This window comes from Variovorax paradoxus (genome assembly GCA_016806145.1).
Taxonomy (GTDB): Bacteria; Pseudomonadota; Gammaproteobacteria; order Burkholderiales; family Burkholderiaceae_C; genus Variovorax.
Map to the genome: position 1 here is coordinate 4,115,451 of CP063166.1, position 21,755 is coordinate 4,137,205.

General features: G+C 70.5%; 19 protein-coding genes. 10 read left to right on the forward strand and 9 right to left on the reverse strand.

The features are described from left to right. Nucleotides 1-10: 10 nt before the first annotated feature. The 8 genes from INQ48_19320 to INQ48_19355 all read left to right on the forward strand — a co-directional run bounded on the left by INQ48_19320 (nucleotide 11) and on the right by INQ48_19355 (nucleotide 7,297). The gene (locus INQ48_19320) at nucleotides 11-775 is read left to right on the forward strand and encodes a glutamine amidotransferase (GenBank protein ID QRF55537.1); all 765 of its coding nucleotides are present in this window, start codon (nucleotides 11-13) and stop codon (nucleotides 773-775) included. 126 nt (nucleotides 776-901) lie between these two features. Then, nucleotides 902-1,540 carry a CDP-alcohol phosphatidyltransferase family protein gene (locus INQ48_19325; protein ID QRF55538.1) on the forward strand — a complete coding sequence of 213 codons (639 nt, stop codon included), beginning with the start codon at nucleotides 902-904 and terminating at the stop codon, nucleotides 1,538-1,540. A 29-nt stretch (nucleotides 1,541-1,569) separates the two neighbouring features. Next, entirely contained in the window at nucleotides 1,570-2,151 is a 582-nt protein-coding gene (locus tag INQ48_19330) for a glutathione S-transferase family protein (GenBank protein QRF55539.1), read from the forward strand. Nucleotides 2,152-2,261: 110 nt separating this feature from the next. After that, a complete protein-coding gene (locus INQ48_19335; protein QRF55540.1) occupies nucleotides 2,262-4,649 on the forward strand; it encodes a penicillin acylase family protein in 2,388 nt (795 codons plus the stop codon). 56 nt (nucleotides 4,650-4,705) lie between these two features. Then, the gene (locus INQ48_19340; GenBank protein ID QRF55541.1) at nucleotides 4,706-5,362 is read left to right on the forward strand and encodes a histidine phosphatase family protein; all 657 of its coding nucleotides are present in this window, start codon (nucleotides 4,706-4,708) and stop codon (nucleotides 5,360-5,362) included. Nucleotides 5,363-5,412: 50 nt separating this feature from the next. Beyond that, nucleotides 5,413-6,375 carry a DnaJ domain-containing protein gene (locus INQ48_19345; GenBank protein ID QRF55542.1) on the forward strand — a complete coding sequence of 321 codons (963 nt, stop codon included), beginning with the start codon at nucleotides 5,413-5,415 and terminating at the stop codon, nucleotides 6,373-6,375. Nucleotide 6,376: 1 nt separating this feature from the next. Further along, the gene (locus INQ48_19350; protein QRF55543.1) at nucleotides 6,377-6,691 is read left to right on the forward strand and encodes a MerR family transcriptional regulator; all 315 of its coding nucleotides are present in this window, start codon (nucleotides 6,377-6,379) and stop codon (nucleotides 6,689-6,691) included. 90 nt (nucleotides 6,692-6,781) lie between these two features. Beyond that, the gene (locus INQ48_19355) at nucleotides 6,782-7,297 is read left to right on the forward strand and encodes a MerR family DNA-binding protein (GenBank protein ID QRF55544.1); all 516 of its coding nucleotides are present in this window, start codon (nucleotides 6,782-6,784) and stop codon (nucleotides 7,295-7,297) included. On the opposite strand, the gene INQ48_19360 is transcribed toward INQ48_19355, so the two are convergent. From INQ48_19360 to INQ48_19385, 6 genes are all read right to left on the reverse strand, one after another. Then, a complete protein-coding gene (locus tag INQ48_19360) occupies nucleotides 7,245-9,902 on the reverse strand; it encodes a DEAD/DEAH box helicase (protein ID QRF55545.1) in 2,658 nt (885 codons plus the stop codon). The genes INQ48_19355 and INQ48_19360 overlap by 53 nt on opposite strands. Then, nucleotides 9,899-11,902, reverse strand: coding sequence for a hypothetical protein (locus INQ48_19365; protein ID QRF55546.1), 2,004 nt, complete (start codon nucleotides 11,900-11,902; stop codon nucleotides 9,899-9,901). The genes INQ48_19360 and INQ48_19365 overlap by 4 nt, the downstream gene beginning before the upstream one ends. Continuing rightward, nucleotides 11,892-13,070, reverse strand: coding sequence for a hypothetical protein (locus INQ48_19370; protein ID QRF55547.1), 1,179 nt, complete (start codon nucleotides 13,068-13,070; stop codon nucleotides 11,892-11,894). Before INQ48_19370 ends, INQ48_19365 begins: the two co-directional genes overlap by 11 nt. Nucleotides 13,071-13,320: 250 nt before the next feature. Further along, on the reverse strand, nucleotides 13,321-15,075 hold the full coding sequence (locus INQ48_19375; GenBank protein QRF55548.1) for a dipeptidase: 1,755 nt from the start codon (nucleotides 15,073-15,075) through the stop codon (nucleotides 13,321-13,323). Nucleotides 15,076-15,238: 163 nt separating this feature from the next. Next, nucleotides 15,239-15,580: an alpha/beta hydrolase gene (locus tag INQ48_19380; GenBank protein QRF55549.1), complete on the reverse strand. Its 342-nt coding sequence runs from the start codon at nucleotides 15,578-15,580 to the stop codon at nucleotides 15,239-15,241. 200 nt (nucleotides 15,581-15,780) lie between these two features. After that, a complete protein-coding gene (locus tag INQ48_19385) occupies nucleotides 15,781-16,641 on the reverse strand; it encodes a hypothetical protein (protein QRF55550.1) in 861 nt (286 codons plus the stop codon). Nucleotides 16,642-16,814: 173 nt separating this feature from the next. Between INQ48_19385 and INQ48_19390 the strand changes: the two genes are divergently transcribed. Then, the gene (locus INQ48_19390) at nucleotides 16,815-17,900 is read left to right on the forward strand and encodes a trypsin-like peptidase domain-containing protein (protein ID QRF55551.1); all 1,086 of its coding nucleotides are present in this window, start codon (nucleotides 16,815-16,817) and stop codon (nucleotides 17,898-17,900) included. A gap of 3 nt (nucleotides 17,901-17,903) precedes the next feature. Here the strand turns inward: INQ48_19390 and INQ48_19395 are convergent, their stop codons facing one another. After that, on the reverse strand, nucleotides 17,904-19,238 hold the full coding sequence (locus INQ48_19395; protein ID QRF55552.1) for a lytic murein transglycosylase: 1,335 nt from the start codon (nucleotides 19,236-19,238) through the stop codon (nucleotides 17,904-17,906). 151 nt (nucleotides 19,239-19,389) lie between these two features. Between INQ48_19395 and INQ48_19400 the strand changes: the two genes are divergently transcribed. Further along, nucleotides 19,390-19,560 carry a hypothetical protein gene (locus INQ48_19400; protein ID QRF55553.1) on the forward strand — a complete coding sequence of 57 codons (171 nt, stop codon included), beginning with the start codon at nucleotides 19,390-19,392 and terminating at the stop codon, nucleotides 19,558-19,560. Nucleotides 19,561-19,590: 30 nt separating this feature from the next. On the opposite strand, the gene mmsB is transcribed toward INQ48_19400, so the two are convergent. Both mmsB and INQ48_19410 read right to left on the reverse strand, forming a co-directional pair. Continuing rightward, nucleotides 19,591-20,484, reverse strand: coding sequence for a 3-hydroxyisobutyrate dehydrogenase (mmsB, locus tag INQ48_19405; protein ID QRF55554.1), 894 nt, complete (start codon nucleotides 20,482-20,484; stop codon nucleotides 19,591-19,593). A gap of 149 nt (nucleotides 20,485-20,633) precedes the next feature. Beyond that, nucleotides 20,634-21,749, reverse strand: coding sequence for an enoyl-CoA hydratase/isomerase family protein (locus INQ48_19410; protein ID QRF55555.1), 1,116 nt, complete (start codon nucleotides 21,747-21,749; stop codon nucleotides 20,634-20,636). Nucleotides 21,750-21,755 lie beyond the last annotated feature (6 nt).

A 21,755-nucleotide genomic window follows, 5' to 3' on the forward strand; every position in this document is an offset into this window, starting at 1 on the left:
TCATCGGGGAATGGATACCGCGCACCCTCTCCCCCTGGTCATCGTCAAGCTCGGCGACACCTTCGACGCCCTGCGCGAGACGCACGGCGACTTCGAGCACTGGATCGCCGACGGCCTGGCGAACGACACGCTGCCGATCGCCGTGATCGACCCGCGCCGCGGCGACACGCTGCCCGACCCCGCCACCATCGCGGGCGCGGTGCTGACCGGCTCGCATGCGATGGTGTCGCACCGCGAGGACTGGAGCGAACGCACCGCCGGCTGGCTCGCGCACGCGGTCGCGCAGGGCACGCCGGTGCTCGGCATCTGCTACGGCCACCAGCTGCTCGCGCATGCGCTCGGCGGCGAGGCCGGCGACCATCCGCGCGGGCTGGAGATCGGCACCGTGACCGTGGCGCTCGAAGCCGCCGCGGCCGACGACGCGCTGCTGCGCGAGCTGCCGCCGCGCTTCGAGGCCCACGTGGTGCACCGCCAGAGCGCGCTGCGCCTGCCCGAGGGCGCGGTGCGGCTGGCGGGCAATGCGCACGAGCCGGTGCAGGCCTTCCGCGTCGGCGAACGGGCCTGGGGCCTGCAGTTCCATCCCGAGTTCGGCGCGCCGATGATGCGCGGCTACGTCGAGCAGCTGGCCGGCGACCTGCGCGCCGACGGTGCCGATCCCGCGGCGCTGCGCGAGGGTGTCGGCGCCACGCCGGCCGCGGCCTCGCTGCTGGCGCGCTTCGCGCGTATCGCGCAGGCGCACGACGAGGCCCGCGGCCGCGTGCCGGTCGACGCCTGACCACCCCCGTTTTTTTTGCCTTGAACCCGCGCGCGGCTTCGCGTCGGCGTCGGACCGCGACTACAGATCGCGCCCGGCGCTTCGGTTAAGGTGGCCCGCACTTCCCTCCACCGAGGCCCCCACGCCATGCCCCGCCCCGACTCCCCTCCCGTGCGCAAGCACTTCTCGATGATCCGCGGCTTCCACCTCGCCGACGTGTTCACGCTCGGCAACGCGGCCTGCGGCGTGGGCGGCGTGTTCCTCGCGATGGCCTACATGGCGAGCCAGTCGCTGACCCACTTCTACTGGGCCGCCGCGCTCGCGCCCGCGGCCTTCGTGTTCGACGTGTTCGACGGCCGCATCGCGCGCTGGCGCCAGACCCATTCGGCGCTCGGGCGCGAGCTCGATTCGCTGGCCGACATCATCTCCTTCGGCGTGGCGCCGGCCGCGCTGGGCGTCGCGGCCGGCCTCGACGGCGGCTGGGACTGCGTGGCGCTGGTCTACTTCGTCTGCTGCGGCGTGAGCCGGCTCGCGCGCTTCAACGTCACGGCCGAATCGCTCTCGGCCGGCGGCGACAAGGTCAAGTACTTCGAGGGCACGCCGATCCCGACCAGCGTGGTGCTGGTGGGCGTGCTCGCCTGGGCCGCCTCGCAGGGCCGGCTGGGCGACGCGCTGTGGGGCGGCGCCTGGAGCGTGGGCCCGTGGCAGCTGCATCCGATGGCGCTGCTGTTCGCGCTCTCGGGCACGCTGATGATCAGCAAGACGCTGCGCATCCCGAAGTTCTGAGCCAGCGCAAACCCAAGGAAGACACCCTCATGACCATGAAGCTGTATTTCGACCCGCACAGCCGCGCGCAGGTCGCCAAGTGGATGCTCGACGAGGCCGGCGTGGACTACGAGATCGTGCCCACGCTGCTGCGCGAGAAGGCGCACAAGACACGCGAGTTCCGCAAGATCAACCCGGCCGGCAAGCTGCCCGCGCTGGTCGACGGCCGCACGCGGCTGTTCGAGAACGCGGCCATCTGCCTCTACATCGCCGAGAAGTACCCCGCGAAGAAGCTGGCCCCGCCCGTGGGCACGCCCGAGCGCGGCCGCTTCCTGTCGCTGATGGTCTATTCGACCGCGCAGCTCGAGCCCGCGATGGGCGACAGCATGCTCAGGCTGCGCAGCAACAACAGCGCGCGCGGCTGGACCGACTTCGAGGAGGCCAAGGACGCGGTCGAGCGCGAGCTCGGCGACGGCCCCTACCTGTTCGGCGCGCAGTTCACCGCGGCCGACGTGATGATCGGCTCGATGTTCATCTACCTGCGCGCCTTCGGCGGCCGCTCGAACCGCCCCCGGATCGACGCCTACGTCGAGCGGCTGCAGGCGCGCCCGAAGGGCATGCGCTTCGGCTGAAGCGAGACGTTCCGGCGCCGGCTGCCGCGCCGGCGACAGGTGGCGCGGCAGAGGCGGGCCTACGCTCGGTCCCCCGCTGTTTTCCAACGAAGGCTTCGCGCCGCACCACCATGCACAACACCAAGAGACAGGCAGCCACCCTTCCCCTTTCCCTGCTCGCCACAGCGCTGCTGCTCGCGGGCTGCGCCAGCGCCCCGCCGCCCTCGGGGCGCGCGGTCACGATCGAGCGCACCACCTACGGCATCGCCCACGTCACCGCGCCCGACTACGAAGGCCTGGCCTTCGGCGCCGCCTACGCGCATGCGCAGGACAACGTCTGCCAGACCGCCGAGCACATGGTGACGATGCGCGGCGAGCGCTCGCGCTTCTTCGGCGCGCAGGAACGCGGCGCCTTCGGCCTGGGCCTGATGCCCAACGCGCAGATCGACCTGTTCGTGCGCTACCACATGGACGACACCGCGCTCGCGCGCGCCGGCGCCACCGCCAGCACCGAGGTGCAGGCCATGCTGCGCGGCTATGTGGCCGGCTACAACCGCTACCTGCAGGACGCCGGGCCCAACGGCCTGCCCGCGGCCTGCCGCGGCAAGCCCTGGGTACGGCCGATGACGGCGGCCGACCTGGCGCGCGCCACCGAGCAATCGATGATCCAGGGCGGCCTGGGCGCGCTCGCGGGCGCGGTGCTCGAGGCGGCGCCGCCCGCGCCGGGCGCGCGCACCGGCGCGGCGCCGGTGCCGCTCGAGCAGGCGGTGGCCGAGATCGGCCGCCACAGCTTCAACGCCAACCCCGAGGGCGGCGAGCTCGGCTCCAACGGCTGGGCCTTCGGGCGCAACGCCACGCCCGACGGCCGCGGCCTGCTGCTGGGCAACCCGCACTTCCCGTGGACCGGCACCAACCGCTTCTGGCAACTGCACCTGACGATCCCCGGCCGCGTCGACGTGATGGGCGCCACCGGCGGCCTGAGCCCGGTGGTGGCGATCGGCTTCAACAAGGACGTGGCCTGGACCCACACCGTGTCGACCGGCAAGCGATTCACGCTCTACGAGCTGCAGCTCGATCCGGCCGACCCGACCGTCTACATCGTCGACGGCCAGCGCCGCCGCATGACGGCGCGCACCGTGACCCTGCCGGCGAGCGAGGGCGCGCCCGCGCTGCAGCACACCTTCTACGAGAGCGAATGGGGCCCGCTGATCGCGCTGCCCAAGGCCGGCCTGGGCTGGACCGCGCAGCGCGCCTATGCGATCCGCGACGCCAACACGCTCAACGTGCGCTCGGCCGAGGCCTGGATGCGCATGGCGCAGGCGCGCAACGTGGCCGAGCTGCGCGCCGCGATGGGCAACCAGGGCATGCCGTGGATCAACACCATCGCGGCCGACCGCGACGGCAACGCGATGTACGCCGACCTCTCGGCGGTGCCCGACGTCTCGGCCGAGCAGCTGCGCGCCTGCGCGCCCTCCCCGGGCGCCGCGGCGCTGCTCAACGCGGCCGGCCTCGCGGTGCTCGACGGCTCGCGCGCCGCCTGCGCCTGGCAGCGCGATGCCACGGCCGCGTCGCCGGGCCTCATCGCGCCGGTGCGCATGCCGGTCGTGGTCACGCCCGACTGGGTGCAGAACAGCAACGACAGCTACTGGCTCAGCAACCCGCGCATCGCGCCGATGGCGGGCGTGTCGCCGCTGGTCGGGCCGGTGGGCGTGCCGCAGCGGCTGCGAACGCGCAGCGGCATCCTCGAGATCGAGGGCCGGCTCGCGGGCGCCGACGGCCTGCCCGGCAACCGCATGGGCGCGGCCGAGCTGCGCAGCGTGATCTTCCGCGACCGCAACCTCGCGGGCCTGCTGGTGATGGACGACCTGCAGGCGGCCTGCGCGGCCGCCGGCGGCGCGCTCGACGTCGACCAGGCGCTGGGCTGCCGCGTGCTCGCGGCCTGGGACCGCACCAGCAACGCCGACGCAAAGGGCGCGGCGCTGTTCCGCGAGTTCTGGCGCAAGGCCAAGGACATCCCGAAGGTCTGGCGCCTGCCCTTCGATCCGGCGCAGCCCGTCACCACGCCGGCCGGGCTCGACATGGCCGCGCCCGCCACCCGCGCCGCGGTCTTCAAGGCCCTGGGCGACGCGGTCGGCATCCTGCGCACCGCGGGCTTCGCGGCCGACGTGCCGCTGGGCGTGCCGCAGTCGCGCGAGGTGCGCGGCCAGCGAATCGCGCTGCATGGCGGCGACGAGTTCGAGGGCGTGCTCAACAAGCTCGAGTCGCAGGGCCAGTCGCTGATCGACCCGAGGGGCTACCAGGTCAACTACGGCAGCAGCTACATCCAGGTGGTGAGCTTCGACGAGCGCGGGCCGGTGGCGCAGGGCCTTTTGACCTACGGCCAGAGCAGCGACCTTGCTTCGCCGCGCGCCTACGACCAGTTGCCGCTGTTCGCGGCCAAGCAGTGGCACGCGCTGCCCTTCCACCGCGCCGACGTCGAGGCGCAGCGCGAGGGACGGCCGCTGCAGTTCGCCTACTGAGATCGAGCAAACCCGAGCCCGCCGCTGCGACACATGGATTGCGCAGAATCGACGCCATGTCCCAAACCCCTGCCGCCACTGCTTCCGCCTCCGGCCACCGGCCCTCGGGCCTCGACCAGTTGATCGCCCTCGCCGCCGCCCAGCCGCTGGCGCCGGCCTGCGACCACTTCTACTTCCTGCGCCACGGCCAGACCGGCCGCAACGCGCAGCGCATCTTCCAGGCCACCGACGAGCCGCTGAGCGAGCTCGGCCTGCGGCAGGCCGCGCGCGCGGCCGAGCTGCTGGCGGGCGAGCCGATCCGCACCATCGTCTGCTCCGACGCGCGGCGCGCCTTCGACACCGCTCACGCGGTGGGCAGCGCGCTGAAGCTGGTGCCCACCGCGCAGGCCGTGCTGCGCGAGCGCAACTTCGGCGCGCTGATCGGCACCTCGTCGGCCAACATCGACTGGGCCTGCGAGCCCGAGGGCGGCGAGACGCTGGCCCAGTTCGTCGCGCGCAAGCGCGCCGCGCTGGCCGAGGCCCTGGCCCAGCCCGCGCCGGTGCTGGTGGTGGCGCACGGCGGCACGCTCTATGCGCTGGCCGCGCTGCTGGGCGTGCCGGTCGACCTGGGGCTGCTGGGCAACGCGCAGCCATTGCGTTTCGACCGCAGCGGCCCCACATGGGCCGTGACGCCGCTGCTGCGGCATGCCGACGGCGACGCCGCGCTGGCCTAGGGTTCTCCGAGCACCGCGCGCGAGCCGTCCCCACACCCCACACCAAGACCATGGAATTCAAGGACTACTACAGCGCCCTGGGCATCGAGCGCACCGCGTCGGACGACGAGGTGCGCAAGGCCTACCGCAAGCTCGCGCGCAAGTACCACCCCGACGTCAGCAAGGAGCCCGACGCCGAGCAGCGCATGCGCGACATCAACGAAGCCAAGGACGTGCTCGGCGACAAGGAGAAGCGCGCCGCCTACGACGCCCTGGCCGACCGCGTGGCGCGCGGCGGCCGCCCCGACGGCGACTTCCAGCCGCCGCCGGGCTGGGACACCGGCTTCGAGTTCCACCGCGGACCGCGCCAGGGCCCGGCCGACCATGCCGACTTCAGCGAGTTCTTCTCCTCGATGTTCGGCGAGGCCGAGCGCCGCGGCGCCGCGCGGCAGAACTTCCGCGCGCGCGGCGAGGACCACCATGCGGCGATCGAGATCGCGCTCGAAGACGCCCTCGGCGGCGCCGAGCGCGAGATCAGCCTGCGCTCGCAGGTGCTCGACGCGCAGGGCCAGCCGCGCTGGGAAACGCGCACCCTGAGCGTGAAGATCCCGCCCGGCGTGCATCCGGGCCAGTTCATCCGCCTCGCGGGCCAGGGCCTGCCGGGCCATGGCGGCGAGCCGGCCGGCGACCTCTACCTCGAGGTGCGCATCGCGCCGCACAAGCTCTACCGCGTCGAGGCGCGCGACCTCTACATGACCCTGCCGGTCACGCCCACCGAGGCCGCGCTCGGCGCGCAGGTCGAGGTGCCGCTGCCCGGCGGCGGCGCGGTCGAGGTCACGGTGCCGAAGCAGGCCAAGAGCGGCCTCAAGCTGCGCCTCAAGGGCCGCGGCCTCGCGGGCAAGACGCCCGGCGACCTCTACCTGCTGCTCGACATCGCGCTGCCGCCCGCCGACAGCGAGGCCGCGCGCAGCGCCTACGAGGCGCTCGCGAAGGCCTCGGCCTCGTTCAACCCACGCCAGCACCTGGGAGTCTGAGATGGCGACCGTTTCCATCACCACCACCGCCGTCGGCCAACTGCATCCGCTGGCCGCGAGCGAACTCGCCCATGCCTGCGGTGCCGACACCGCCTGGGTCGTGCAACTGGTCGAGGTCGGCATCGTGCGCATCGAGACCGAGGAGGCGCAGCCCGAGCGCTGGCGCTTCTCGAGCGCCGACCTGCAGCATGCGCTGGAGGCACGGCGGCTCGAGCGCGACTTCGGCGTCGGCCTCGATGCCGCGGCGCTGATCCTCGACCTGCAGCACGAGGTGCGCAGGCTCAAGACGGTGCTGCAGGCGCACGGCCTGCGATAGGCCCACGCGCCGCAAGGAAAAGCCGCGCCGCGGCTTGACCTTGACACCGTGCGAGACCGAAGACTTCGGGCCTCTTCCACAGGAGGCCGCATGACCCCTCGCACCCTTCCATCGCCCGTCCACGCCGACACCGCGCCGCGGTTCGACCTCGAGGCCGCGCTCGCGCGCGCCGGCGTTTCGCAACGGCTGCTGCGCCAGTGCGAGGCGCGCGGCCTGATCGGCGCGGCCGAGCCCCGCTACACGCACGCCCACGTCGCCGTGCTGCGCTTCGCGCGCCGCGCGCTGGCACTGGGCTTCGCCATGGACGAGATCGAGCAACTGGTGGCGCTGTGGCGCGACGAGGAACGCGCGAGCGCCGAGGTCAAGCGCCTCACGCTGTGCCGCGCCGAGGCGCTCGATTCGCGCATCGAGGAGCTGCAGGCGACGAAGCGCGTGCTCGAGCGGCTCGCGGGCCTGTGCCGGGGCGACCACCGGCCCGCGTGTCCGATCCTCGACGAGCTGGTGGAGCTCCGGGGCTTTGCCGCGCAGTGGCAGGGCGACTTGGCCCCTTCGATCAATGAGCGGGCCGGATCGGTGCAGGAGAGAAATCAGGCGCCAGGGCATTGATCTCCCGCGCCAGCTGTCGCATGAGCTCGTCGCTCGCGTGCTCGTTGACCACGACGCCGTGAAGCTGTGCCCTCAGCTCCTCCCAGCGCTCGCGCAACACCCGCCAGTTCTCCTCGTCGTAGCTTCCCTTGAAAACCACGGGCCGGATCTCGATGCGGGGCGGGCCGTCGCCAGCCAAATCGGGGCCGGCTTTCTCCCAGGCCTGGAACTTCGATTGCCACAGGCTCCCGATGCGGTCCACGCGGCCGATCTGCTGCTCCACGACACCCGGATTCCACTCCGGATGAAGCAGGACGACCGTCCGGCACGCGGTGTGAAGGTTCAGCCCCTCGCGGCCCACGACCGACTGGACCACGAGCACCTTGGGGTGGCTGTGCTCGCGATTGAATGCGAGCTGGAGCATCCGGCGCGTGTGGGGCCGGGTGTCTCCGTGCATCAGGCGCGCGAAAGCACCCTCCGCCAGATTGAACTCACCCCTCAGCCGCTCTTCGAGCGCTTCCCATCGTTGCACTGCCTGTGCCTGCCCGCCCTGGCCCTCCGCATCGGAGCGGTCTTCCTGGTCGCTGGCCGCGTCGACCAGCTCGACGAAGGCTGCCGCGATACGTCCCGCGTCCACGGCGGCATCGCCGTGCCCCATGAGGTCCTGGATCGCGCGCGCCACCAGCGCCAGCACACCCGCATGGCGGGGGGTCTCGCGTCCGGCCTCGTGTTCCACGCGTGCTGCAAACGCCTCGTAGATCGACCGGATCCGATGTCCGACCTCGATCGATCCGAAGCCCTGCGCGATCGACGCCACCAGATGGGTCCTGAACGTTTCCCGCTGCTGTTCCAGCGCCGCGTATTGGGTTTTCAGTCGACTGTCGATGTCATCGAGCGAATCGCGCCGGCCCGATTGGCGCAGCGCGGCGAGCACGGCGGCGCGCTCGGTATCGGCCAGCTTCTCCTGCGGCCAGAGCACGCCGCTGTCGAGGCTGCGCAGCAACGCGCGGGCATTGAGAAGCCGGACCAGCGAACGCATCGGCCGCGTGAATCGACCGAAGACCAGCACCTTTTCGTTGGCAGCAGGTCCGCAGGTGGCTTCGATCGCCTCGACGGCCGCCGAAATGGCCGGATGCTCGTAGAGGGCCGCATCGCTCGACGGCGTCGCCCCCTCGCGAAACGCGTCGGCCATCCTTTGCTTCCACCAGTCGGCACGCTGCTCCCGCTTGTTCCTGGGTGCTGCAATCACGGGATCCGCGGCTTCGACCGGGCCCGCACCATCCGCCTCGGCCTGCGCCTTGTCTTCCTCGGCATCCTGCAGCAGCTGATCCATCAGTGCGGCGATTCCATGTCCATTGCCCAGCGTCAATCGCAAGCGCTTGGCGACCGCGTCGTCGCTGCCCCGCGTCGCGAACGACAGGGCTTCGGCGGCACAGACCGCCTGCCGCCACGCTGGCGGCAGGCTTGCCGCGTCGATCGCGATGGCTCGCTCGCGCCTGTAGGCATGGTGGCTCTCTCCCGACAGCTCGGCGAAGCGCCTGACCCAGGGATCGTCCCGCTTGTCTCGACGCACCAGGACCGAACCGAAGGCGCTCTTGAAGCTCTGGGCCGCCTCGCCGAACGCAGCTCGCGTTTCCGCATCGGTGGGGCTGGCGCGCACCTGCTTGACCGCGGCCGCATAGTCATCGATCAACCGCTGGGCGCGGGGCAAGTCCGTTCCCAGGCGCCGAAGCGTCGAGGTCCATTGCTTCGCGTCCAGTTCGATCGGCGTTGCCGTCATCGCAAGCCGCCTCGCATCGGCGCCGGGCTGCACGACGAAATCCAGCAGGCGGTTGAGATTGCTTTCCTCGCCCCGGCTCTTGTGCGCCTCGTCGACGATCACGAGATCGAAGCGCCCGAGCCCGAGGCCCACCACCTGTTCGAGCGCGCTCCTGAATACCGTGCGCTTGAGGTAGTTGCCGGGCTTAAACAACGGCGACTCCGCACCCCAGCGATTCAGTTCAGGGTGAAAGGCCAGTGCATCGAGCAAGGCCTCGTCCGAATTCTGGAGAATCCACTCCGCCGCAGCTGCGACGCGGGCGTCGTTCATCTTTCCATCGCCCTTGTAGCCACGCGGACGCTGCCCCCTCACCGAACTCCGCTTCCGGGCCAAGATCAGGGTGGCCGGCAGCAGCGTCCACTTCCAGTTGGTCTTGGTATTGCCCTTGATCGACCAGTTGCAAAAGGCATGCGAGATCAGCAACGCCGGGTGATCTCCCCAGGGTTCCTCTGCGCCGGCCCCTTGCTTCCACGCATCCAGGTACGCGTCCAGGCTTCGAATGATCAGGGGCGTGTTCTCGATGTGCGCCTTGCGCTGCAGCTCTTCGCGCCACTGATAGCCCAGCACCGGCGGAACGATGATGGCGACGCGTCCTCCGGCGTCGATCACGCCACGCGCGACGGCCGCGGCAATGCGCGTCTTGCCCAGTCCGACTTCGTCCGCGATGAGCACGCCGTTGCCCGGCAGGCGCTCGGCGATGGCGACGAGGCTGGCACGCTGCCCCGCGTTGAGTTCGATGGCGTGGCCGGCGGCGATCTCCTGCAGATTCCGCCCGACGGCCTCCCAGCCCGCAAATGACCGGCTCATTGCAGTTCTCCCATCGACACCATCTCGTCCACGCCCCAGCTGAGTTCGATGCGCCGGAGCGCCTCCTCGTAGAGCCGCCCCTCGGAGGTTTCGGCGGTTTCGGCGAAGCTCGGGCGAAAGGGAGCGCACCGCAGAGGACTCAAGGGATTCAACTTCGGCGCCTGCTGCATCCGGAAATAGGCCACCGGTCCGCTGTCCCTCATGCGAACCAGCGTCTGTTCGAGCCGTCGGCACCAGGGCTCCCAATCGCGCCTGTCGATGGCCGTCTGCTTTTCGGCGATGTTCTCGATCAGCTCCATCATCTGGCGGATCGAATAGCTCGACACCAGCGTGCGACCGCCTTCCCCGCCCGGCTCGCCCGGGTGGTCGTCCCGTGAATCGGGATCATCATTGGAGGTCTCCTCGATCGGCACCAGCGGAAAGTCCGCCAACTGCCACCAGCCCTCGTCGACCCCCAGAGGCATCAGCTTGGCTGCCGCAATGCGTCCGAACTCGTCGATCACGGGGATGTCCGCTTCCTTCCGCGTGCCATCGGCATTCCACCGGCAGCGCACGACCCGAGGGCGGCGCCCCGTCCATGGGATGGTGCCACCGCTCACGACGCCTGGAATGCCTTCGGGCGTCAGCACCTGGAAGGCGAGTTCGTAGTCCAGCACTTCGGCGGGCAGCGAAAGGAATCCGCCATCGCCTGTCTCGCACCACGCGAGCCAGGCCACCGGCGGCGCCGTATGCAAGGTCTCGGGCCGTTCGAAGGAATCGCCGGCCGACAGGACCGTGGAACCATCGAAGGCCTCGGTCCATTGGATCGGCAGCAGATTGCCGACGACCTGATGGGCCTCGATTCCCCGGTCCGCATGCCAGTACAGGGGACCGGGCGCGAAGACGACGCCGGCCTCGAGATTTCCCGATGAAGGGCTCATCGCGTTCGCGAACCCCGGCCCCGTGAGATTGCCCGAGCCCAGGTAGATCCAGGCGCCATTGCATCGGGGGGCGTTGCTGGCGTACTTCGCGCTGAACAGGAACTTGGCGTGCAGCGTCCGCGCACTGTTGTCGCCGAACAGCGGTGACGGGGCCGCAGCGGGTCTCACTTTCACGCCTTGGTCTTCCAGGGCCTGTACCGAGGACGCCACCGCCTGGCACGCCAGCCGGTTGACGAAGAGATCCACCTCCGCGGCCCGGGTCAACAACGAGGCCTCCTTCAGTGCGCGGATCGCCGCGACGGGCACCGAAGGCGCTTCCGACGGGCGGGTCCCCGATTCGTAGAAACCGGAGCCCATGGCCAGATAGTTTCGGGGGCCGGATTCGCTTTCGGCCTTCACCTTGGTCGGCAGTTGGCTCAGCAAGGAGGCATGCCTGTTGTCGAAGAACCGCGGTTCGCCCGCTGCCGCCGCCGCGCACCGTGCCATCCAGGCATCGAGCAGTTGGACATGCTCGGAGCCCGACGGCGATGCGTCCAGCAGCCGGGTGTCGAACCACGCCCGGATGGCACCCAGCAGCCCCTGGGCGGCACCGATGTCCGCGCACGCCCGGCGATCGTCGGCCGCGGGCTCCGCCAACGAATCGCTGTCGACCTCGACGCGCCACGCCAGATCGAGGCTGTCCTCGAGCGTCTGGCGTGTCCAGTTTCCCGTCGCAACGACCAATCGCAGACGCCAGCGATCGCGCTGCTCCAGATGGCGATAGCCCAAGAGCGCGACCTTGGCGTGCAGCAGCCGAAAGGGCTTGTCCCGCGCCTCCAGGATCGCGAGATGAGCGATGCCCGGCGCGTCGATGAAGCCGATCGGCGGATGGCCAGGGTCGACGATCAGGGCCAGCGCGACGTGACCCTGGCTGGCGCGCTGGTCCTTCGTGAGCGCCGTGAAGCGCTCGGCTGCGTCGTTCAGGAACGGGGCATCGGCCGAATATCCGCAGATCCAGCCGAAATGACCAACGTAGCCTTCAGGCGCATCGAAATGCTGAGCCAGCGAAGGCAGGCTCAGACGACCACGGTCACTGCTCATGCGCCGCCTCCGATCGATTCCTTTGAAGCCATTCGCCGAGACGGCCTTGCATGTCGAGGTTCAGCAGGTACAGGTTGCGCACGCGATAGGAAATTCCGGTGGGAACGCGAACGTCGCCCGTCGGGCCATCGTCGTCTTCGTCCGCCTGCGAGGATTCCTCGATGGCCGTGCCGCGAAATGCCGCGCCCGCCGGCCGTACCTCGCTGCCGGCGAGGCGAAGCACCCTGCCGTCGCGCTCGACCAGGCCCCGGAGAACCTGCGCCGGGCTGTCGGCCGCGCACAGGCGGGAGAAATCGAGGGCTTCCGCGTCTCGATGCCCGAGCGCGAGGAATTCGTTCGCCGTCCGCCGCAGCGCATCGATGGAATGCCCGGTGCGTCGCGCCGCGTCATCGATGGAGGTCGGCCGCCCTTCGGGCCCCATGGCCCCCTCCACCGCATCGAGCGTCGCGATGGCGGCATCGCGAACGGCAAAGAACGCAGCGCCCGCCTGCAGGTCGTGCCAATGCCTATCGTCCGAAATCTCGGCGGGCCTGCGCCAATCCGTCGTCGGGTCGGTGTCGAGACGAGCGACCCAGTTCAATGCGCTGCGTCGACGCAGGCGACTGTCGGGCTCCTCGTTCTTTCCACCCAGTTCGAGCCGTGCCCGGATCTGCGTGCAGGCGGAAGCCGGCAACGCCAGCAAGGGAGACAACGCGTCGCTCAAGTAGGCGGTGTCGGTGCGGTTTTCCTCTCCGCGCACCCACTTCACGAGATGGTCGACCACGGACCGGTTGTAGGGCGAGTAAGGCCGGCACGCATCTTCGACGAACGCCTCTCCTTCGTCCGAGGCGCGAAAGGCATTGAAGCGTGTGGCGCCGTTCTCGGCAAATCCCAGTGCGGGCAATGCCCGTACCGCCGCCATGCGCATCGGCTGGCTCACGTAGAAGCCGCGTCGCGCGACCTTCCTGAAAGAAAGATCGGCGGTCTGTCCCTGCAGCTTGGTGCGGCCTCGCAGGCGGGCATCGGGTTGCCACCCCTGGCCCTTGAAAGCCAGGCAGCATGCCAATGCCTCGACGGCATTCGCGACCTCGATGTTCTGCACCTTGCCTCCGCGCAGTCGCACACGCTCGGCCACCACGATCCCCAGGGTCGCCAGCAGGAAGCGCTTGCCGTACCAGACACCACCCATGCCGGGAACGGCAAGCTCATTGAACCGTCGGATGGTCGCAGCGAGCCCCAGGCTTCGGGTGCGACGAGAAATCGGAAGCTGCTCAGGCCCCAATAGTCCCCAGACTCCTCCCATTCATACCCCTCTTTTTTTTGATTGAGCGCTCCCCGCGTTCCATTTCACCGGTCGTTAGCGCGGGAGCGAGTTTCAGTCTATCCGTCGTGCGTTGCGCACGGCGCAGGCCGTGGCGAACTCGATGCTCACCGGAATCTCACTGCATCCGCGGCAGATTCCCGATCCGCACCAGCATCTCGGTGAACATCTGCATGTCCGCGTCGAGGTCGGGCACTTCCTTGTATTCCTTGGCGTTGTGCGCGGTGTATTTCTTGCCGGGCATCGCGGGGCCGAAGTTGATCGCGTTGGGCATCAGCTTGGCGGTGGTGCTGCCGGCCGTGGGCACGGGCTTGGCCTCCAGCCCGGTGGTGTCGCCGTAGATGTTCAGCAGCGTCGAGAGCCAGGCGCCCTTGGGATCGCGCGCCATCCAGTTGCCTTGGTCGTACTGGATGTCGGGCTTGACCTTGGCGGCGTCGGCCCAGGCCTGCACCTTCGCGGTGACCTGGGCCTTGAGTTCATCGGGCGTGCGGCCGCGCGGCATGCGCACGTTGACCGTGACCTCGACGCGACCGTCGGCGCCCGCGCGCACCAGGTTCGGCGAGAAGGTCAGCGGGCCCATGAAGTCGTCGGCATAGCCCAGGCCCAGCTTCTCGCCAAGGTAGCCCGTGCCGTAGAGCGCATCGAGGTAGTCGACCGCCTGGCGAAAGCCGTTGGGCGCGAGCGCGAGGCCCGACTCCTTGAGGAACAGCGCGAGGCGCGGCACGGGGTTCACGCCCTCCTCGGGCCGCGAACCATGGGCCGAGACGCCGGTCACCTTGAGCTCGATGCTGTCGGCGCCGCGCGCGATGTCGATGGCGAACTTGCCGCCCTGGACTTCGTACTTGCGCACGAAGCCGGCCTTCGCGGCCTCGAGCGTCGCGGCCGCCGCGCCGAGGTCGCCGCCCTTGAGCGTGGCGGTGGCGGTCTGCGCGATCGCATTGGCCGAGGCGGCACCGGCCATCGCGACGATGGCGGTGGCCGCGGGGTCGGCGGGCTGCGCGGGGAAGAACACCTTGAGCGCGCCCGAGCCCTTCTCGGCCACGACCGCCGGGTACTTGCTGTCGAGCACGATGTTGTAGGCCGGCAGCGCCGTCTTGTTGCGGTAGTAGAGCATCGCGTCGCCACCGGTCTCCTCGGTGGTCTCGATCATCAGACGGATGCCGCGCTCGAGCGGCAGGCCGCTGTCCTTGACGGCCTTCATCGCATAGAGCACGGCGGCGATCGAACCCTTGTCGTCGATGGTGCCGCGGCCGTAGAGCAAGTCGCCCACGCGGGTCATGGTGAAGGGATCGAGTCGGGTGCCGTCGTCGAGCACCCATTCGGACAGCACGGCGGGCACCACGTCGGCATGCGTGAGGATGCCGAACTCCTCGCTGCCGCTTCCCTGGAGGCTGACCTCGAAGATGCGGTTGTCGACGTTGCGCCAGTTCAGGCCGAAGTCCTTCGCCATCGTCTCGACCAGCCGGCCGAAGTCGAGGATCGCGGGACTCTCGTGCGGCGGCACCTGCACGTTGCGCACGGTCGGGATCGCGACCATGGCGCCGATGGTCGCGATCGCCGCCTGCTGGTTGTGCAGCCGGTTGTACAGGCCGAGCAGGCGCGCGATGTCGACCAGCGCATCGCCTGCGAGCGGCTGGCGCCGGCCATACGCGGACACGGCCGCGGCCAGCTCCTTGTTCGCGGGGTTCGCGGCCACGGCCTGGGCCAGGAAGGCATGGAAGTCCTTCGCAGTCTGGCCGGCCTGCCAGCGCGCGGCGAGCTGGTCGAGGGCGGGCTTCTTGAGCGTGTCGGCGAAGGCCGTGCCGCCAACGGCGAGCACGGCGCAGCCGAGGGACAGGGCGGGCAGCGAAAGGCGGGAAAGACGCGATGGCATGGAGGAGCTCCCTCGTGGCAGATACATCCGCCGACGATAGCCGAGCCCACGTCACAAGCAGCCTCGCGACGCGGGCCCCAACGAAAAACCGGGCCACGCTCGTCGCGTGGCCCGGTTTTCGAACCAATTCTCTTCAGCAGAAAGCGGCTTGCGCCGCCCGGCCTCACAGGCCGGCTTGACGCGTCAGCGTGCGGGCTTGCGCGGGGATCACGCTGCCCGGGAACGATTCGCGGCGCAGGTTCTGGCCGGGAGCGTGGGCAGCTGCCACGGCTTCGCCACGCACCACGGCGCGGTCGGTGTTGCCGGCCACCACGGGTGCCAGGTTGGCGGTCGCGCCGTCGGCGTAGATGTTGCCTTCGCGGGCAGCGGCGGCAGCCTGGGGCGCCACGTCGGCGCGGCTGTAGCCGGCGGTCACGGAATGCACGCCTTCATAGGTTTCGGCGTGGGCGCCGGCAACGGCGATCAGCGACAGGGCGGCGGCAGCGAGGATGTTCGAGGTCTTCATACGAGTGTCTTTCCTTGGATGGTCTTCTTTTGGACGGGCTCGAAGTTTGCCCCAGGAAACAAGGGAAAACCCTCGCTCGAATGAACCACGGTGTTCATGAAATTGAAACAATGACGGGGAACTTTCCGACGACGACGCCCAAATGGCTACATTCGGCGCCGAATCGGCGCTGATCGGGCCGTCCGTCGGATACCTTCCGGCTACCGCGGCCAGGCCCGCAGCACGGCGCGGATCGCGCGCGTGTCGCCGGCCTTGACCTCGGCGCGGTAGCTGCCGACCAGCGCCTCGCGCTCGCCATCGGCCTGCGCGTCGCCGCGCCAGGCCGCGAGCGCGGCGATCTCGTCCTCGCCGAGCGCCGACAGCCACACCAGCGTGAGCTGCCGCTCGAACTCGCGCGCGACGATCAGCAGGTTGCGCTGGCGCGTGGAGGTCACGCCGCGCGACCACAACGAGTCGATGGCGCCCTCGAGCGTGGCCTCGGGCAGCGCGCTGAACTGGGCCGCGTTGCCGCGCGCCAGCTGCTTGACCACGGCGGTCATCAGCAGCTCGCTCGAGAAGTCGATCTCGCGCAGGTCGGCCACCGCCATGCGCTCGAGCAGCGCGGTGCGCGCCGGTCCCGGCGGCTGGGCCTGCTGGCGCTTGACGAAGTCGGCGCGGGCCGCGTCGTCCATCGCGCCATAGTCGGCGCGCACCTTCGCGAGGTGCGCGACCGCGGCCAGCGCCGCGGGCGACGGCGCCGCGCCGCCCTGCCCGGCAGCCGCCACGGCCGTGCGCACCGCGGCAACCGCGGCGTTCGCGTCGAAGGCATGGGCCGAGGCGGCATCGAGCGCCTTGAGCGCACCGCCCGCGATGGCTTCGTCGGCCGGCTCGAGCTGCTGCCTGGCGCCGCGCGCCACGGCGCCGGGCGCGTAGGCCGCCTGGTAGCGCGCCGCCACGCCCTCGAATTGCAGCAGCGCCTGTGCGCGGTCCTGGGCCACGGCGGGCGCGGCGGCCAGCAGCAGCGAGAGCGGGAGGCCGAGGGCCAGGGCGGCCAGGCAACGGGAGCGGAGGAACGACAGCATGGCGCGATTATTGGCGCCGGCCCGGGAGGGCCGCGTCGGACGAGCGCCAGCCGGGCACCCCGGAAAAATCGCGGCGCGCGCAGAACCGAAAGCGCTCGGCGCGATCGCAATCCCACGCCGGTCACCGCGGCCCGCTAAAGTCCGCCCCGCTCCCGCTCAATGCCCACCGCGCCATGCGAACCCTCTTCCTCCTCCCGCTCCTCCTTTCGACCACCCTGCTCGCCCTGCCCGGCCATGCCCAGCCGCGCGCCGAGGCCACCCCGCGCCCGATCGCCGCGCGCGGCGCGCTCGGGGCCGAGGAGCAGAACAACATCGCCGTGTTCAAGGCCGCCTCGCCCGCGGTGGTCAACATCACCTCGATCGGGCTCGAGCGCGGCCTGTTCTCGCTCAACGTGCAGCAGGTGCCGCAAGGCACGGGCACCGGCTTCGTCTGGGACACGCAGGGCCACATCGTCACCAACTACCACGTGATCCAGAACGCGGCCGCCGCGCGCGTGACGCTGGCCGACCAGAGCAGCCACCGTGCACAGCTCGTGGGCGTGTTCCCCGATCGCGACCTCGCGGTGCTGCGCATCGACGCGCCCGCGGCCAAGCTGCGGCCGCTGCCGCTGGGCAGCAGCGCCGACCTGCAGGTGGGCCAGAAGGTCTACGCCATCGGCAATCCCTTCGGGCTCGACCAGACGCTGACCACCGGCATCGTGAGCGCGCTCAACCGCGAGATCGATTCGGTCAACCGGCGCACCATCCGCGGCGCGATCCAGACCGATGCCGCGATCAATCCCGGCAACTCGGGCGGCCCGCTGCTCGATTCGGCGGGCCGGCTGATCGGGGTCAACACCGCCATCTTCAGCCCCTCGGGCGCGAGCGCGGGCATCGGTTTCTCGATCCCCGTGGACGAGGTCAACCGCATCGTGCCGCGGCTGATCCGCGACGGCCGCTTCGTGCGCCCCGCGCTGGGCCTGACCTATGCGCCCAAGGAACTCAACAGCGCGCTCGACCTGCCGCGCGGCGTGGCGATCCTGCGCGTGCAGCCCGACAGCCCGGCCGCGCGCGCGGGCCTGCGTGCCTTCGCGCGCGGCGAGCGCGGCATCGTGCCGGGCGACGTGATCACCGCGATCGACGGCGCGGCCGTCAGCAGCGCCGACGACGTGCTGACCGTGCTCGAGCGCCTGCAGCCCGGCGACGCGGTCGAGCTCACGCTGTGGCGCGCGGGCGCGACGCGGCGCCAGAAGGCCACGCTCGCGACCTCGGAGGAATAAGCGCTACGGCGTGGCGATGCGCTGCAGCAGCTGCACGGTCGGATAGCCGTCGGCCGGCTCGCCCACGCTGCGCTGCCAGCGCCGGATCGCATCGCGCGTGGCCGGGCCCAGCAGCCCGTCGGCCGTGCCGGCGCCGAAGCCGCGCGCATTGAGCGCCTGCTGCAGCGCGATCGTCTCGGCGCGCGACAGCGGCTGCAGGTCGCGCGGCCAGTCGGCGCGCACGCCGGGCCCGCCCGCGAGGCGCTGCGCCAGCAGGCCCACGCCCAGCGCATAGCTGGTCGCGTTGTTGTAGCGCAGGATGGTGCGGAAGTTGGGCCCGACCAGGAAAGCCGGCCCGCGCGCGCCGGCCGGCAGCAGGATCGAGGCATCGGGCAGCGCGGGCAGCGGCGTGGCGTCGTCCATCGCGCGCACGCCTTCGGCCGTCCATTGGCTCGCCGACTGGCGCAGTTGCCCGTCGGCGCGCGCGAGGTCGAAGCCCGGCGGCAGCCGCACCTCCACGCCCCAGGGCTGGCCGGCCTGCCAGCCCGAGTGCTGGAGGAAGTTCGCGGTCGAGGCCGTGACGTCGGCCATGCTGTCCCAGATGTCGCGCCGGCCGTCGCCGTCGGCATCGACCGCATGCGCGAGGAACACGGTCGGCAGGAACTGCGTCTGGCCCATCGCACCGGCCCAGGAGCCGATCATGCGGTCGCGCGGGATGTCGCCGCGCTGCAGGATCTTGAGCGCCGCCATCAGCTGCTCGCGTGCCCAGCCGGCGCGCCGGCCCTCGAAGCCCAGTGTGGCGAGCGCATCGATGGTCGAGATGTCGCCGTAGTTGGCGCCGTAGTTGCTCTCCATGCCCCAGATCGCGACCACGATCTCGCCCGGCACGCCGTAGCGCGCGGCCACGGCATCGAGCTGTGGCCGCAGCGCCTGCAGCCGTTCCTGGCCGCGCGCCACGCGCTGGGCCGAGACGGCCGTGTCGAGATAGTCCCAGACCGCGCGCACGAACTCGGCCTGGCTGCGGTCGCGCTCCACCACCTGCGGCAGGTAGCTCGCGCCGTCGAAGGCGCTGTGCAGGGTGGCCTCGTCGATGCCGGCGGCGCGCGCCTGGGTGCGGAACTGCGCGACCCAGCGCTCGAAGTCCTGCTGGATGCGGGCATCGTCGACGGCGGGTGCGACCGGTGCGGTGGGAGTGGCCGAAGGCACGGGCGCGGCGGCGCGCGGCACGGCGGGTATTGGCTGGGTCTGCGTGCGCGCGGGCGGCGGCGCGGCGCAGCCCGCGATGAAGGCGGCGAGCAGCAGGCTCGCGGATGCGCGGTACGGCAGGCGATGCGACGGACGTGAAGTGACATGGGGCATGCCCCCATTCTGACGATGCGCGCAAAGGCCCCGCGCCCGGCTGCGGCAACGACGTGCCGCGCGACATGTCCTACGCCGCGACGCGGCCTGCGCGTGCCAGGCGAGCCATGCACGGTGACCACGCTGCGAGCACCGAATCAAGGAGCCATCGATGCCGACCCGAAAGACCAAGGGCCTCTACGCCAACATCCACGCCAAGCAGGAGCGCATCAAGCACGGCAGCGGCGAGCACATGCGCAAGCCGGGCAGCGAGGGCGCGCCCAGCGACGAGGCCTTCGAGAAGGCCGAGAAGACCGCCCACAAGAGCAAACAGCGGCACTGAGGCCGCTGTCTCGCGTCGAGCCAAGCCCGCTCAGGGCTTCTGGAACAGCTTCAGCACGCTCGAGAAGTCGAGCGCGCCATGCCCCGCGAGGCTGTGCGCCGCATAGAGGTTGCGCGCGATGCCGCCCAGCGGCGTCGAGGCGCGCACGGCGGTCGCGTTCTCCTGCGCCAGGCCCAGGTCCTTGAGCATCAGGTCGGTGCCGAAGCCGCCCGCGTAGTTCTTCGAGGCCGGCGCGGCCTCCATCACGCCGGGCATCGGGTTGTACTTCTCGAGCGCCCAGTTGCCGCCCGAGCTGCGGCGCATGATCTCCGACAGCACCTTGGGATCGAGCCCGTTGGCCACGCCGAGCGCGAGCGCTTCCGAGGTGCCGATCATCAGGATGCCGAGCAACATGTTGTTGCAGATCTTGGCGGTCTGGCCCGCGCCCGCGGCACCCGCGTGGAAGATGTTGGCGCCCATCTTCTCGAGTACCGGCCGAGCGCGCTCGAGGTCCTTCGTCTCGCCGCCGACCATGAAGGTCAGCGTGCCCGCGATGGCACCGCCCGTGCCGCCCGACACCGGCGCATCGATCATCGCGATGCCCTTGGCGGCGGCCGCCTCGGCCACCTTGCGCGAGGTGGCGGCGGCGATGGTGCTGCTGTCGATCACGAGCGCGCCGGCCTGGATGCTCTCGAGCAGGCCGGGCTTGCCCGCGCCGCCGAGGAACAGGCCCTCGACGTGCGCGCTGGCCGGCAGCATGCTGATCACGACCTCGGCATCGGCCACGCTGTCGGCCGCCGACTTCGCGATCGGCAGGCCCTCGCCCGCGAACTTCTGGCAGGCGTCGGCCGAGAGGTCGAAGGCGCTGAGCGTGTGGCCGGCCTTGAGCAGGTTGAGGGCCATCGGGCCGCCCATGTTGCCGAGGCCGATGAATGCGATCTTCATGTGTTGTCTCCGAAGGATTGAGTGTCTTGAATGCAGGAACCGGACGCAGAGGACGCGAAGGTTTCGCGAAGGACGCAAAAAAACTTCAAATGGATTTCTTTCGCGCTCTTCGCGAAACCTTCGCGTCCTCTGCGTCCGGAAATCCGTCTTTACCTCAGCGTCGCCAGCTCCGCCGGCATCTCGCCGCGCGGGCGCAGGTGGTCGTCGATGAAGGCCTGGGTGATCTCCTCGATGCTCGCGGGCGACCACTGGGGATTGCGGTCCTTGTCGATCAGCACCGCGCGGATGCCCTCGGCGAAGTCCTTGTGCGCGCAGAAGCCCAGCGAGGCCCAGTACTCGAGGCGGAACACCTCGGCCAGCGACATGCGGTGCACGCGCTGCCAGAGCTCGAAGCTCAGCGCGGCCGAGCTCGGCGCGCCCTTCATGAAGGTCTTGGCGGCGCTCTGCAGCCAGGCGTCGTCGCTGCGCAATGCGCGCAGGCGCTGCGCGATGTCGAGCAGGTCGTCGCCGGCCATCAGCGCGTTGATGGTGTCGTAGTGCTCGCGCACCTTCGACGCCGGCAGTTCGGCGCCCTCGCCGGCCTTGGCGAGGATGCGCGACAGCGTGGCGCGGTCGGCCTTGCCATCGCCGGCCCAGCGCGCGGCGGCGATGGCCTCGAGCACCTGGCCCTTGTGCTCCTGCGGCACCAGCACGTCGGCCAGGCCGCAGAAGATCGCGTCGGCGGCATTGAGATTCGCGGCCGTCAGCGCGAGGAACAGGCCGGTGCGGCCCGGCGTGCGGCGCAGGAACCAGCTGCCGCCCACGTCGGGGTACAGGCCGATGCTGATCTCGGGCATGGCGATGCGGCTCTGCGCGGTCACCACGCGGTGCGAGCAGCCCGACATCAGGCCCACGCCGCCGCCCATCACGATGCCGTGGCCCCAGCAGAGGAAGGGCTTCGGGAAGGTGTGGATCAGGTGGTCGAGCTCGTACTCCTCGCGGAAGAAGTCCTCGGCGTAGGTGTTGCGTTCGGCGCCGCATTCGCGCAGCGTCTGGTAGAGCTGGCGCAGGTCGCCGCCCGCGCAGAAGGCCTTCTCGCCCGCGGCCTGCAGCAGCACGCCGACGATGCCGTCGTCCTTCGCCCATGCGCGCAGCTGGGGCGTGAGCAGGCGCACCATGTCCACCGACAGCGCGTTGAGCGAGGCGGGTGCGTTGAGCGTGGCGACGCCGAAGCGCTGGCCGCCGGCGGTCTTGATTTCGTCGAAGAGAACTACGGAGTCGGTCATTGTCTT